The following is a 14769-nucleotide window of genomic DNA, read 5'->3' on the forward strand; positions in this document are numbered from 1 at the left end:
GAACGTCCGATCCTGGGCGAGGTGCTGCGCATGCGATTGCGCCATCGGTTCTCGGTCGACGAGACAGCGCGCTGGCTGGGGATTCCGGCCAAGGTGATCGAGGCGATCGAGGACGAGGCCATCCGGGCATTCGTCGAGGGCTTTGCAGGCGTCACACCGCGTCTGCCCGGCGCTGGCTGGGAACTGACCGACCGAGTGGTCACTGAGGTATTGACACGGTCTTCCGCACAGCTGTCCGCGCAGGCGATACTCGGGGTTCCGTTGACGCCCGGTGATGTCGAGTGGTTGACCGGAATTCCGGTCGCTGATCTCGCCGCACGGCAGCGCGAGATCGACGCCCGCGGTACGGGAACCGAGATTCGGATACCCGATACCGCCCGAGAAACAGACGACCGCATCACCATGCTCGACGTTCTGCTCGGTGCCCCGCCTGCCGAGCTCGGACTCGTTCGCCCGTTCGAACCGGTTATGCCACAGCGCCCGTCGCCGCCGGCGTGGGTGTCCGACGCGGAATGGGACGTAGCGTGGGATCGGCTGGTTACTCGTTATCGATTCCGTTCGGAGGAACGGCGGTCGGCGGGATCGCACGTCGTAGCCGACGCTGGTACAGCGGCACCGGGTGAATCGGGACCGTTGCTGTGTCTGCGGCCGCACACACTTCCGTGCCTGCGTGAGCCCGAGCCGAGCGAGGCCGGACCATCGTCCGGCACTTCCCCCGCTCAACTTGACGATCAACCGTCCGAAGGCGAAGTCGAGCACGGCGATAACGACCTTCCAGAACCCGAGCACACCACCGATGACCAGGACGGTGGAGCATCGACCATCCGGCGAATCGAGACGGCTTTGGCGGATCTGCCCCCGGGCTGCGTCGCGGAAATGCTGCGATTCACCGCGTGGCGCACGAAGTCCGCCGAATTGAGACCGTGGCTGTTGTTCGATTCGCCGGTCGGGCTCGAGGGGCACTATTCCGGTTGGCTACCAACGGTTTTCGGTGCCGACTGGCATCCGGGCGGATTCGACTCCTTCGATGATGTCGCTGAGTGGGTACAGACGCGCGGTGGGTTGGTGAACGTCGTTGCCGGACGGCCGGGCGCAATCCGGGCGGATCAGCAAGAAGGCCACGGCTGGTCGGTTTACCTCGAGGTCTCAGGTGGCGAACGAGTGGTCTGGGTGCGTGAATACACCGACGACCCGGGCCAACTTCCCGCAGTCGCAGAGCACCTGGGCGGAAACGTCTACCGATATCCGTACAGCGAACGTAAGCGCTGGCCCGATGTCGGGGTGCCCGAGGTGGATCCCGCGACGGAGGAGAAGATCTGCGTTCTCGGCGGGATGGTCTACCAAGACAGCGGTGTTCCGGAGCGCCCGCTGCGCTCCGGCCAGGTCTCGGAGGCCAAGGCGCGCAGGGACTTCCCGATCACCCGGATTGGATCAGCGGCCGCCGTGCAAGGGGGATCCGATGGCCCGCCGGAGCGTGCCGAGAACCTGGAGCAACTCGGCGCGGAATTGGAAGCCGTGGTCGCGGAGCGCCGTGCGGCTGTGCACTGGCTGCGGGGGTTCCTCTGGCAGAACGACAGATTCGACATAGTCGACGAGACTTCGGTGCGCGCGGCCGTTCTGGTTCGGGCCTATCACGCGGATCCGGACGCGTTCGAGCTGGCGATAGCGCATTTCGACATCGACGTCCGGGAGAGCGTGCTGCGGCTGGTGGATCCGGGTCGGGCCGGCTGGTCGGAGGACGCGGGCGCGCATATCGTGGCCATTCGGCTGGCCGAATGGGTGCCGCTGCTCGAGCTGGCCGGGCAGGAACTGGCATTGCGCGAAGTCGCGCTCCGAGTCGGATTCGATGCCTTCCGTTCTACTTACGAGCACTATCCCGAACAGGCCAGAGACTGGATCGAGAATCGGATCCTGTTCCCGTACAACCCCGATACCTGGGAATCGGAAACAGCGGTGTTCCGGGACCGGGAACTGTGGGAATTCCGGCGCAACGCGGTGACGCGGCTGTACCTCGAGCTGTCCGGTGGGGCGATGCCGTCGCCACCACGGCGCGACAAATGGATCGATGTCGTGCAGGGGCCGGTGTGGTGGCCGCATCTGTGGGACGCGTCCCTGCGGAAGCTCGGCGACACCCATCCGACGCACGCGAGTCTGCTCGAGCAGTGGGCCGTCGGTCATCTGCTGCACCGGGAGATAGCGAGGCAGACCGGGCTGGACATCCAGGAGGTGCGTCGAATCCTGGACGAGGCCATTGTGCGAATGCATGTCCTGCTTGCCGAGGGAAATGCCGAGCCGCCTGACGAAGATGCGATGAGCGGTGCATCTCTGGATGACGAGGTGGTCGTCGAGCTGGATGAGATCTTGACGATCCTGGAACAACGTGGCAGCGCCGACCGTAGTACGTCGACGGCGACCAGCGCCGCGCAGCTGGAACAGCTCGGATTCGCACCCGAACAGCAGATCGCCATTCAATGGGTGATGGACAAACACGGAATCGGGAGTGTATGGCTTCCCGGCTCACTCGCGAGCAGCGAGCGGTTCCGGGCCGGTCTCGTTCATGCCAGGCCCGCCGGTGTGGATATCGAGGAGATCACCGATATCGACTGCCTGCTCGGTGCACCGCGGTGGAGTCTGGGGCTGGTCGGGATATTCGAACCACGCGAACCCGTCCTGCCGGAAGGGCTCGGCGCGGAAGAGCGGTCACGGATATTGCGGTTACTTCATGGGCGACTCGACTATCGGAGGCGGGAGTGGTTGCTGCATCACAACGGCTACCTGGACGAGAGCCCTGGCTACCCGGAGGCAAGTCAGGTCTACCTGGATTTCGATGAGAACTTCATCCTGCACGGCACAGATCCGCAGGGGCGGCGTCGGCCGATCGGTCGGGGCCCCGAACTGGTCGATCTGACCCGATCCGACGGAAAGCCGTTGCAGGACCTGAAGACCGTTCGGCGGGTACTCGAGGATATGTCCAGCGTGGGCATTCCGGCGAACGGTGCGTTCGTGCAGTCGACGACGACCGGGCCGTTCGACGATAACGAGCTGGGCGTCGTGCGCCGGCCCGTATATCGGAGCGATCGTCGACCTATGGTGCACTTCGCACCCGGACGCCAGACCTTTCTGATACCGGAGCCACCTGCGGGTCGGCCCGCAGACGAGGTCCTGTCGGTCGTTGTGCCGCAACAGATCACAGTCGTGCGGCCCCGATCCGGGCGTTTGGCGCCGGGCTATCCGCTGACGCGCCGGGAACAGGCGATCCACGACAAAGGCACACCGGCGTTCGGTCCATGGCGAGACCGGTCGCTCGAGGCCAGCAGCGGTCCGGAGCCGCATGGGTATCTGTATCAATTTCCCGACCGGAGCACCTACATATTCCGCCCGGCGGGGGCTGTGAGGCGTGCGGATGACGGCGTCCCCGGACTTGTTCTAGCCGTTCGCGATGCCTGCTACTCGTGGATCCATGACCGCCTCGCCGAACTCGCACCCGCATACACCGGCATTCCGGTCAGTACGCTGTGGGACTCGGAGAACGGCTTGGGGTCGTTCACCGAAATCCCGGACGACGTCGATGACCGTAAAGTGTGGGAATTCCCGGTCGAGTACTGCAATGCCAGGGCACTGGGAGACTTCGTAGCCGGACTGCTGATCGGCCCGCACGGCCGCGGTATGTGCTTGCCCCCCGCGGGGTTTCCGCTGGATTCGCTGCCCGGGGTGCGATCGGATTTCGTCGCCGACGCCATCGGCCGGCCGATGGATCGCGCCACGCTGACAGCGGGCCGCGTACTGCGGGCGGAACTGGCGAGCAGATTGGCTGCGATCCGCACCGCCGGTATCGAACCGGTGGAGCAGTCCGCCATCGAACTAGCCGTCGAGCGACTGGATTCCGTGCTTCGGAACGGCATGATCACTATCGACGCGTGGCCGGAATTCCTGCGCCTGCTGCCTGTCCCATCGGCATCGCCTCGGGGGGATCTCGAGGAGATGAAGCGGATCATCGATCGTGTGGCCCGGCCGGAGCGGCCGCTCGGACCGCTGACCGACGCCGAGTCCGAGGAAAGCTATGGCATTCCCAAAGACCTGCGGAACCAATGGGAAACAGCGTGTGCTGATCTGTCGCGGATCATCGGGAAGCCGATCGAAGCTTGGTTGTGCCCGGCAAATGTGGATGGATTCGCGACGTTGCGGGCCGAGGCCGGGTACGCGAAGGAACGCGATATCAAGTACAAGAGCCTGGATTATCTCGATCTGCTGTTGTGCCCCGATCTGACCCGTGCGGATCTCGGCAAGGTCTTCTGCTACGAACGTAGCTCGATGCCCGAGGGACTCGACGGGGAATATGCGGAGATCCTGCGGCGTCGGCAAGAAGAACGCCGTCGGGATCGGCGCGACGCGGAAGAACGCACGGATGTGTCGCTGGGCCCGCGCGGCGAAGTGTTCGTCATCGGGCAGGACGGGGCGCTGCGGTCGCAGCGCCTCGATGCCGACCTGTACGGGATCTTCTACCGCGGTGGCGCCGATGTCGACGATCCAATTCTGCTGGCATTCTGCCTGAACCTTCTCGCCGAACGCGGTCTGATCCAGCACGGTGGAATTCAAGACTGGGATGCCCTGACCCAGAAGGAGTCTCGTGAGCGGCAAGCCCTGGATCGGAAGTATGACCGAGATGGTGAGCACCTGTTGCGAGTCGCGCCGGGCGAACCGCCCACCGGGGTGCGGGGTCTGCCGGCGTCCAGGGCGGTGATGGCGTCGCTGGTTGTCGAATCCGACTATGACGGTGTGCCGAGATTCTCTGTGAATCCGAGTATTTCGACTCGGCGCAGGCACTGGACCGCCGCTGAGGTATTGAACGGCTGGACCGAACTCGCAGCGTCGCGGGATGATTCGCGGCCCGCCCAGGATTCAGAAATGGACCGGGCTCTGCGGTATCCGTGGATTCGCTTCAAGCGCATAGTTCGCGGTCAGGTGAGCACGGTCGTCGCCGACTGGCTGGACCTGTGGCCCGACGCCGATCCTGTCCGTGCGAGCGCCACCGACACCGTGAACGAGATCGTCGAGTTGATCACCGAGCGGGCGCGTGCGAAGGTCGCCCGCAATCCGGTATTGCTGGACGACTCGGGCTGGATCGACGCGCTCATCGAAGATCTGCTGGCCGACTATCACGACTTCTGGTGCTGCCGTCTCGCGCTCGGCGAATTCCTCACCGATATTGTGCAGTTGGGCACGGAAGACCCGCGCGTGCGGTGGGTGCGGCGGCTGACTCTGGCCCAGTGGAAGCGTGCGGTGCGGCGCTGCCCGACCCGGTCGCTGGCGCTGAATTCGCTGTATCCTGGTGCCGTGGAACTGCTTGTGTCGGGGCCGCGCTCAGTGAATATCGCTGACTTCCTGGGAATCCCCGATGCGCAAGGTCAGCAGCTGGTGTATCGATCGGTGCTCCGGTTGGCGGACGATGTGGTGGCGACAGCGGCTGCGGAGGGGATGGAATACGCTCCGGTTTCCGATGACGCCGAGCCGCGTTTCGGCTCCAGCGGCGAGGGACCGGACGGTGATTGGGGTATCTCCATCGGCGGGAATCCCGAGCGGACAGCACTGGCTGACGCGGCGGGGCAGGGGGACGAGCAGGCGTTCGAGCATTGGTGGGCCGGTGTCGTAACTCAGGTGTACGAGTGCCTGTATCGCCGTTTGGGCAACGACCTCAGTGGTGGCGACGAACGAGGCCTGCGCGCACTGCTCGCGGACATTCGGGAGAACTGCCGCCGCGACATCCCGGACCGGTCCCGGCAGGAACCCGTCGAAAGCTGGTTGAGCGGCATTGTCGTGCGGCGCCTGCGAGATCACTTCGGCTGGCGGAACTTCCGTCGTCAGGCTGGAGTCAGATACGCGACTTCGGCCCGTGTCGGCACCGGGCATAGATTGCTGCGCAGCGTATTCCACGCCGACGAGCCCCAGCTGCGCGACGCCCTGGCGAATTTTTCGGGCACACCGATTCAGCGGGAAATCCTGCGGCTGCGACTGCGGTACGGATTCTCGATCGAGGAGACCGGGACCTGGCTGGAGATACCGGCGTCGGTCGTCGAGCACCTCGAAAACGAGGCTGTCCGTGTCTTTGTCGAGGATTTCGGCGAATTCGTCGAAGTCGGCCCACCGTCGGAGACTCGTGAGCTCGAGCTCTCGGATCGGGTGGTTGTCGATGTGCTGTGCACCCTCGGCGACGAATCCAGCGATGGCGGGGGCATCGAGGACGCCGTGTCCATGGTCGATGTGCTGCTGGGCGCTGATCCGGCCCATCTGGGGCTGGTCGTGCCATTTCAGCCTGCGGTGCCGAAGCGCCCGGTCCGGCCCTGCTGGATGTCGGAGATGGAGTGGGAGGAGACGTGGGCGGCACTGCCGGCTCGATACGAATATCGCGCGCGGGAGTGGCGGCGGATCGCTGATTCCGGTGCGGCCGAGAGCCATCCGGGTGATCAGCGGGCGAGTCGGCGAGTCCATCCGGCACCGCCGCAGCCTGAGCCCGATGAGGGTGCGGCGACGAGAACGATGCCGGCGAGTTCTCCTGACCCGGAGCTCGTGCTGGAGCGGCTGCTGATTCGCTTGCCCGATCGGGACTGGATACATGGTCTGATCGATCCGGGGCGCCTGAACGTCGATCCCGAACCGATTTCCGCCGAGATTGTGCGGATCGTTGAGTCGTGGTGGGAGCAACTCGACGACGCGGAACAGGCCCTGCTGATCGAGAAGCACCCGGTCTTGATCGGAAACCTCCCGGGCGTGCCTGTTCCCATTCGCCACGACGTGAACTTCGCGCAGCTGTGCCGGAGGCACACGGAGGTCGACGCTCGATTCCTCGAAGCGCTGCAGCGCTCCCCGATTATTCAATCGAAGCTCCTGAAAAGGCAGGCCGACCTGCTGATGGCGATCCTGACGTTGCGAGACAGAATCGGTGCGAACACCGGACGGCTGCCGACTTCGGCGTATCTGATGTCGTACCTGAGTGACGACACCGGCGATTGGATGGTGATACTCACCGGAAGTCTCGACGCCCAGTCGTTGACGTGTTACCTCCCGTCGAACCTGACCACCGAGCTGGCAGTCGGCAGAACGGTCGACGATGCCCAACGGCATATCGAGGCGACTGTTCTCACCGCGATGCCGCCCGGCAGACTTCTTCCGCTCGAGTCCGATCTGACCGCGGCCACGCTGATACTGGTCGACACCCGCGACCTCGGCGCGGTCCACGCGCGCAATCGCATAGCTGCGGGATTGATTCGTCAGGTCCAGGAAATCATGGCGATTCGTACCCTCGGTGTGAGTCTGCCGAAGACCTACTGGCTGGGCCGGGGGGCCGGTGCCGCGGTCGTCCACGCCGCCCTGCGCCGCCTTGGCGCGGCGCGAAATACGTTGTGTGAGAAGGCGATCTTCCTCGATGCGGGACCGCTGGTTCGGCGGGCGGTCCGCAAGATGGACAACGTTCATCTGATCGACAGCTCTGGGCCCATGGGTGTCGAAGCCGGAGACAGGTCGAAGTGGGCGCGTGCCATGGCCGACCCCTTCGGGTACACCGACAGCGAATCCCGTGTCCTCGAGCCGACGCAGGCGCTGCTTTCGCGCATAGTCGGAGCCGGTGCGCACGCAGCCACGGGTGGGAAAGAGATCGCGTTCGTCGAACCGTTCCGCCTGCCGACCGAAGACGGTACGGCGGAAGTCTTTCCGCCCAACTATGTGGTGCCGATGGCGGTGTATCAATTCGGCGTGATGATCGGTCGGGAGTTGCGGTTCGACCGAGAAATCGGGATGTCCGCTGTCGACGAAGCCGAGTTGGAGGAGGTGGTGGGCGGACGACTGCGCCCATTCGATTCCTACAGTAGCGTGATCGAACACCTACTGGCACTGGCCGAATCGGATCGGAAGGGCAATTCGTTGCGGCGTGCGTCCGCCCTGCTGGCCGGGCAAGACGCGCGCGGTGCAGGCCACGTGATGTGCATGACCGTTCAGGAGGGGATTGTTCGGATAAGTTCCGCTGGGACCGCGATGCGGATACGTCCCTACCGCCCTGACCAGTTGCCCGAGATCGAATGGCTGGCGGCGATCGTCGCCAGCGGCGACGGCACTCTGACGCACCCGGTAACGGAGCACGATCCGATACCACGCTCGGAGGTCCTGATCGGCCCCGACACCACCGCCCGTCGGTGGCCGTTCCCGGTGCGGGGCACGGTGCTCGTGGTCCACCCCGACCAGGATTCCGAGACAGGCGCGGATGACTCGACCGGAAGTGCCGAGCGGACACCGAGGGAACTCGACGAGATACGCGGTGTGCTGGACCTGTTCTTCGACCGGCGCGCCCACGATTACCTGGGATTGGTGGGGTCCCACAAGCTGGAGACCGAATACGGTATCGCGATCGAAGAACAGCAGCAGATCCAAGAACTCCTGGACCGTCTCGGCCGGTATCAGCTTGCTGTGTGGGATGCCAATCCGGACGCCGCGCGATGGCGTGTCGGAGGCCGGTGCATACCGAAACCTGCCGGCATATACATGAAGACCCTGGATCGGCTGGACTGGGTGCTGGGGGCCGCACGGCAGCATCTGGGCAAGCTCGGGATCTACCTGCCGCGGCTGCCGATGTGGTTGCGGCCATTCGTGACGCCGGACCAGTGGGCGGCACTGGAGAAACGCGCCGAGGTTCGGCGCGGGGAGTACGTCATGTGGCTCGAATCTCCGCCACCGGTACCCGCGGATGTGGTGATCGGCCCGGACCGGGTGCTGTACATGTGCAACGACGATGACGAGTGGTTGCCGATCGTCTCCGACATCGACCCCGCCGAATTGAAGCTGGTCGACGGGGCCGACGGCGACATCGATCCGGTCAGCTACGAGGCGGCGATCCTGCTTCTGAACGAACTGGGTCTGGTCAAACACGGAGCCACCGGCGGGTGGGACGCGCGGACTCCGCCGGACAAGGCGGTCAAACGTCAAGTACTGAGCAAGCAGACTCGCATGACTGTCTTTCGCCCGGGTGCGCCTCCCCGTCGCGAACGCAGTCCCCGACCCGAGGAGGCCCGCTCGCTCGGTGATCTGCCAACGTTGGCGTTTCCCGGACTGACGAGTCGCGATTATTCCTGGTACGCGCTGACCCAGCGAATCGAGTCGGCGCTGGCGAACCTGCCTGCCGGACCCCTGACCGAATTGCTGCGGTGCACCGCGCAGCGCACTGGATGGCGTGGTCTCGCACCGTGGTTGCTGGATCGTATGTCGCCTCGAGCCGAGTTCAGTGCCTGGCTATCGACCGTATTCGGCGCCGGGACGCATCCGGGTGGATTCGACTCGTTCGACGCAGTCGAAGCGTGGGTGCTGACACACGGTGGACTGGTGAACGTGATCGGTGACCCGTCGAGCCGGCTTGCGTGGTCGGTGTTCGCCGAAGGGGCCGGGCCGGACCGTGTGGTCCGGGTGCGCGAATGGACCGCAGATTCGGCGCAGATCCCGGACACGGCTGATGATCTCGGCGACGGAGCTTATGAGTATCCGTACGCGGATCGGCGCTGGCCCGAGATGGACTCAGGTTTCTACGCGATCGTATTCACCGACGCGGGAGAACCGGAATGTATGCCGGAGGCGAACGCCGTGCCGTCTCGCCGCTCCGAGCCGTAAAGCTGGAGTTCTGATGCTCTTCTGGAGATCGCGCCGCTACGCGGATTCAGCCGTTCGCCGCGCCTGAGCGTGCGCGCCGACATCATCACGGATGCGTCCGGCGCGCTCGCCTACCGGAATCCCTCGGACCGCCCGTCGATGGCGGTCCATCCGCCATCCACCGCGAGATTGGCTCCTGACACATACGTGGACGCGTCGCAGGCCAGGAACGCGACCGCCCCGGCGACTTCCTCCGCGGTGCCCCAGCGGTTGAAAACCGTGTGGGCGGCATAGGATTCATAGCGTGCGGTGTCGTCCTTGATCGGGCGGGTGAGCGGGGTGTCGATCACGCCGGGGGCGATAGCGTTGACGCGTACTCCGGCGGGGCCGATCTCGGCGGCGAGGCTGCGGACCATCTGCACGATGGCGGCTTTGGTGCCGCCGTAGACGCCGAGGCCCGGTTCGACCATGGTCGCCCGCATGGACGAGCAGGCGACGAGACTGCCCGACCCCTGTTCGGCCATCACCCGGCCGGCCGCTTGCAGGAAGAACAGGGTGCCTTTGAGATTGAGTGCGATGACGCGGTCGAAGTCGTCCTCGGTGTAGTCGAACAGGCGCTTGCGGATATTGATGCCGGGGGTCGTGACTCCCACATCCAGGCGGCCGTGTTCGGTAATCGCCGCGGCGACAACACGATCCACGTCCGCGCGGCTGGTCAGATCCGCGCCGTGGGCGGTCGCCGAACCGCCGGCGGCGCGAATGTCGTCGGCGGTGCGCTCAGCGGCATCGGCGTCGAAGTCCGCGCACAGTACGTGTGAGCCGAGCGTGGCCAGCGCCTGCGCGCTGGCCGCGCCGATGCCGGAGCCGGCCCCGAACACGATGCTGACCCGGTCGGTCAGGTCGAACAGGTTCATCATTACTCCTCGGTGATTCAGGGAAGCATCCAGGACAGGACCGGTGTGGACTGGAGATAGACGAGCACGCACAGGACCAGCAGCAGGCCGAGGCTGTAGCCCAGCACCTTCCGGAAGATATCGCCTTCTCTGCCCGCTAGACCCACCACCGCGGCCGCGATGGCCAAGCTCTGCGGTGACAGCATCTTTCCGACCACGCCGCCGGAGGAGTTGGCCGCCGCCATGAGCTCGGGTGACAGGCCGGTCTGCTGTGCCGCCGTGGTCTGTACCGCGCCGAACAGCGCGTTGGCGGAGTTGTCGGAGCCGGTGATCGCCACACCGATCCAGCCGATGATCGGCGAGACGAAGGCGAACAGCGAGCCGAGCTGGGCCAGGCTGGTGCCCAGAGTTCCGGTCTGTCCGGAGTAGTTCATCACGAAAGCCAGTGCGAGAACGGCCAATACGGTGACGATGGTCCAGCGCAATTGATGGACTGTGCTGCCCCAGATGCGGGCCGCATCGACCGCGGTGATGCGCAACAGGGCCGCTGTCAGCACCCCGGCGACGAGCAGCAGTGTTCCCGTGGACGGTACGAAATTGAAGGTGAACGCGGTATTCGCGAGTTTGCCGGACGGCGAGCTGTAGGACAGGCCGGGCCAGGCGAAGGTGATCGCGGTTCGGTTCAGAGCCGATTTGATCGCCGGGATCTGCACCACGACGAACATGGCGATCACGATCAGATAGGGCGCGTAGGCCAGGAAGACCTGCCCGCGACTGTCCTGCTTCGCCTCGTCGCCGGAATCGGTCTCGGCCACGAAGGGCTGCCGAATAGGGCGGACGCGCTGCATCACGACCAGTGCGAGTGCGCAGCAGAGCGCGGAGACGATATCGGCGAGTTCGACCGAGACGTAGTTGGAGGACACGAATTGCCCCAGCCCGAAGGCGATTCCGGCCACCAGCGCATGCGCCCAAGTCTGTTTCAAGCCGTGTCGGCCGTCGACGATGAACACCAGGACCAGCGGGACGAAGGCCGCGACCAGTGAGGTCTGCCGGCCGATGATCGCACCCAGCTCTTCGAAGTCCAGGGAGGTTACCTTGGCCAGGGTCACCACCGGGACCGCCAGGGCGCCAAATGCCACCGGCGCGGTATTGGCGACCAGCGCTGCTATCGCGGCGCGCATCGGTTTCATGCCCAGTGAGATGAGCATGAGCGCGCTGATCGCGACGGGGGTGCCCGCGCCGGCCAGTGCCTCGAGCAGCGCGCCGAAGGCGAAGGCTACCAATAGAGTCTGTACCCGCAAGTCCGGGCTGATCGAGGCGAAGGAACGCCGCAACACCATGAAGTGTCCGCTGGCCTCGGTGAGTTTGAAGATCCACAGCGCGTTGGCGACGATCCACAGTACGTTCAGGAAACTGAATGCGGCGCCGTATCCGGCCGCACTGAAAGCCTGTCCGATCGGCATGTGATAGGCCGCGACGGCGATCACCAGGGAGACGCCCAGGGCGGCGAGGCCGGCCCACTGGGCTTTGGCCCGAACGATGCCGAGCAGGACGAACAGGGTGAGCAGGGGGAGCGCGGCGAGCAGTGCGGACCAGCCGAGATTGCCGAGCGGATCAAAGGTTTGAACGTACATGGAGCGTCCTTCGACGGTGAAGGGAATCAGAGACTGATCACGCCTGGTCGGCGATCAAGGTTCCGCCCAGGGCGAGGCGGTTCGGCGGTATTTCGGTGAACTGGACGCGAACCCGGCCGCGTTCGGTATTCAGGATCTCGACGACGGCGTCGGTGACCACGGTGGTGAATTCGCGAATCTGTTCGTCGGTGCGGCCAGGGAGTATTTCGACGGTGATGTTGGGCATTGGGGACCGCCTGTCGGTGAGTGGGAAGGGGACTACGCGCAGGTGCCGTCTGGGTGAATAGCGCTGGTGGCCATAGCTTCTCGATCCACCAGCAACCCCTTGATCAATGCGGTGTCGAGGAGCAGTGCCGGGATCATCCGGCTTCGGAATATGGCGAGGATGGCTCGGACGTCGGCATCACCCGGCATCGCGGGGATGCGCAACGGGAAATCGGCGGCCAGTTGCTCGGCGGTGCGCAGCGCGGAGTTCCGAATGCTCGCGTACATGTCGCCCGTTGCGATGGGGCGCAGACGTTCCCATGCGGCGGGCAGGAATTCGGGCCAGTGCCCGAGCGCCCGATAGTAGCTGAGCACCCGCGGAAGCTCGTGTTCCGCACGGATCTCCGCGAATACAGAGGCAAGATCGGGTGTCGGCGGCTCGGTCGGTATCGGGAGGTTTCTGGCACCGGGGTGGACTCCCAGCGGCGCGCCCTCGGGAAAGCTCGGCGCGGACGATGCCTCGGGTTCGCCGAGGACCGCACCGTACCAGATGGTTACCAGGGTGAGCAGTTTGGGTAAAGGCCAGGCGAAGGTCTCGGTGTAGCCGGTGATGGCCGGGATATCACCCACGTCGGCCCAATCGATGCCGGCAGCATCGGGTGCGGGCAGACCGGCCAGGACCGCCCGTACCTGTTCACCGAAGCCGGGCCGCGTGAGCAGTCCGCGCGTCGGAAGCCACAGTGCGGTCAAATGATCCGGATAGTGTGCCAGGGCCTGGAAGATCGGGCTGACGAAGGGGACACCGAGAAAATCGGGCACCTCGGCGAGGATTCGTTCCACCTCTGGATGTGGCGTGCGCAGTGCCGGCAGCTCGGGTACGAGGATCGAGCCGAGGGCGGCGTCGGCGGCTTCTTGTGCGAATGGCATTACTGCGGATCTCCGAGGTACGGGGGTAACTGATCGGTAGGGGCGTTCTGGTAGGCGAGCGGGCGCAGAAAGCGGCGCACGGCCGCGGGGCCGACCGAGGTGTGCGCGGCGGAGCTGGTCGCCGGCCAGGGGCCGCCGTGGTGCTGTGCGGCGGAGACCGCGACGCCGGTGGGCCAGCCATCGAAAATCACTCGCCCGGAGGACAATTCGGCATGGCGGCACACGGCTGCGGTCCAATCGGATTCGGACGGCAGCGCGTGGATGGTGGCGGTGAGTGCCGGCTCCAGCGCCTCGGCGGCGGTGAGTAGTTCAGAAGTATCGTGGTAGCGCACAAGTGCGGTGAAGGGGCCGAAGTGTTCCTCGCGCAGCACCGCGCCGGCCAGGAACCCGGGAACGTCGGTTTCCACCACGGTAGGAGACTGCCGAAAGCCCTTGCCGCTCCGTCCTTCCAGGCGAATTCGGACATCGGGCAGTTGTTTCACCGTGGCGATGGCTCGTGACAGTGCGGTGCGCATGCCCTCCGACAACATGGTCGCGGGTTCGATGGTGCTCATCCGCGCCACCACTTCGGCGATCCACTGATCACCATCGGCGCCGGTGGGGACGAAGACCAGCCCGGGATTGGTGCACAACTGGCCGTTGAGCGCGGTGGCCGAGGTCACGAAGTCCGCGACGGTCTGGTCACGAAGGCTGGAAACCGTTGCGGGAGAGAGGTATACGGGGTTCAGGCTGCCCATCTCGGCATACACCGGAATCGGGCGCGGGCGGGCGGCCGCCAGTTCGTGCAGCGCGCGCCCGCCGCCGAAGGAGCCGGTGAACGCGACTGCCGCGACTTCGGGCGCGGTGACCAGCGCGGCACCGGTTTCGATGGTTTTGCCCTGCACCAGCGCGAAGACCCCGGCGGGGGCGCCGACAGCGGCGACCGCCTCGGTGATCAATCGCGCGGTGAGTGCATTGGTGGCGGGATGCAGCGGGTGGCCTTTGACGACGACCGGGCAGCCGACGGCGAGAGCGGCCGCGGTATCGGTACCCGCGACACCGAAGGCGAACGGGAAGTTGCTGGCGGTGAAGATGGCCACCGGGCCGACGGGGATGTTCGTCCTGCGGAGATCCGGGGTGGTTCCCCTCGGCTTGTCCCGCACCGTGTCCAGATATTCGCTCGCCTGCTCGGCATAGGAACGCAATTGGTAGACAGTGCGATCCAGCTCGCCGGCCAGGCGGTCCGGTCCGATTCCGGTCTCGCCGTCCGCCGTGTCGATCAGCTCGTCGCCGACGGCGGCGAGACGGGTCGCGATTTCGAGAAGTAGTCCGGTGGGGTCCGTCCCGCGCCATGCGCGGAAGGCCTTGCTCGCGTTCCGGGTCGCCTCGGCGATCGCCTCGGGTGCGCTCTCGGGGTGCCAAGGCCCCGGCGTTCCGTCGTATGGGTTGTGTGCCTGAAAACGTGCTGTGGTCGGCATGCAACGTAGCGTACAACTTAGTATCCAATT

General features: G+C 65.4%; 6 protein-coding genes (1 of these 6 running past the window's edge). 1 reads left to right on the plus strand and 5 read right to left on the minus strand.

Translation table 11 applies throughout. The features are described from left to right. Positions 1-9645 carry the 3' portion of a glycerophosphodiester phosphodiesterase family protein gene (locus ACFVMC_RS28830; RefSeq protein ID WP_379215411.1) on the plus strand. It extends 106674 nt beyond the left edge of the window, so only the last 9645 of its 116319 coding nucleotides appear in the window; its start codon lies beyond the left edge, outside the window; the stop codon is at positions 9643-9645. Between the two features lie 110 nt (positions 9646-9755). Here ACFVMC_RS28830 and ACFVMC_RS28835 read toward each other — a convergent pair whose 3' ends face one another. The 5 genes from ACFVMC_RS28835 to ACFVMC_RS28855 are packed head-to-tail and all read right to left on the minus strand — an operon-like array spanning position 9756 to position 14739. Further along, on the minus strand, positions 9756-10538 hold the full coding sequence (locus tag ACFVMC_RS28835) for an SDR family NAD(P)-dependent oxidoreductase (protein ID WP_379215413.1): 783 nt from the start codon (positions 10536-10538) through the stop codon (positions 9756-9758). A 17-nt stretch (positions 10539-10555) separates the two neighbouring features. Further along, complete coding sequence (locus ACFVMC_RS28840) at positions 10556-12151, minus strand: L-lactate permease (protein ID WP_379215415.1); 1596 nt, start codon at positions 12149-12151, stop codon at positions 10556-10558. 37 nt (positions 12152-12188) lie between these two features. After that, positions 12189-12377 carry a 4-oxalocrotonate tautomerase family protein gene (locus ACFVMC_RS28845; RefSeq protein ID WP_379215417.1) on the minus strand — a complete coding sequence of 63 codons (189 nt, stop codon included), beginning with the start codon at positions 12375-12377 and terminating at the stop codon, positions 12189-12191. Positions 12378-12409: 32 nt separating this feature from the next. After that, a complete protein-coding gene (locus tag ACFVMC_RS28850) occupies positions 12410-13282 on the minus strand; it encodes a hypothetical protein (protein WP_379215419.1) in 873 nt (290 codons plus the stop codon). Further along, on the minus strand, positions 13282-14739 hold the full coding sequence (locus tag ACFVMC_RS28855; RefSeq protein ID WP_379215420.1) for an aldehyde dehydrogenase family protein: 1458 nt from the start codon (positions 14737-14739) through the stop codon (positions 13282-13284). Before ACFVMC_RS28855 ends, ACFVMC_RS28850 begins: the two co-directional genes overlap by 1 nt. Positions 14740-14769: the final 30 nt, after the last annotated feature.

Origin of the sequence: Nocardia sp. NPDC127579, from assembly GCF_042672005.1 — a bacterium.
Taxonomy (GTDB): domain Bacteria; phylum Actinomycetota; class Actinomycetes; order Mycobacteriales; family Mycobacteriaceae; genus Nocardia.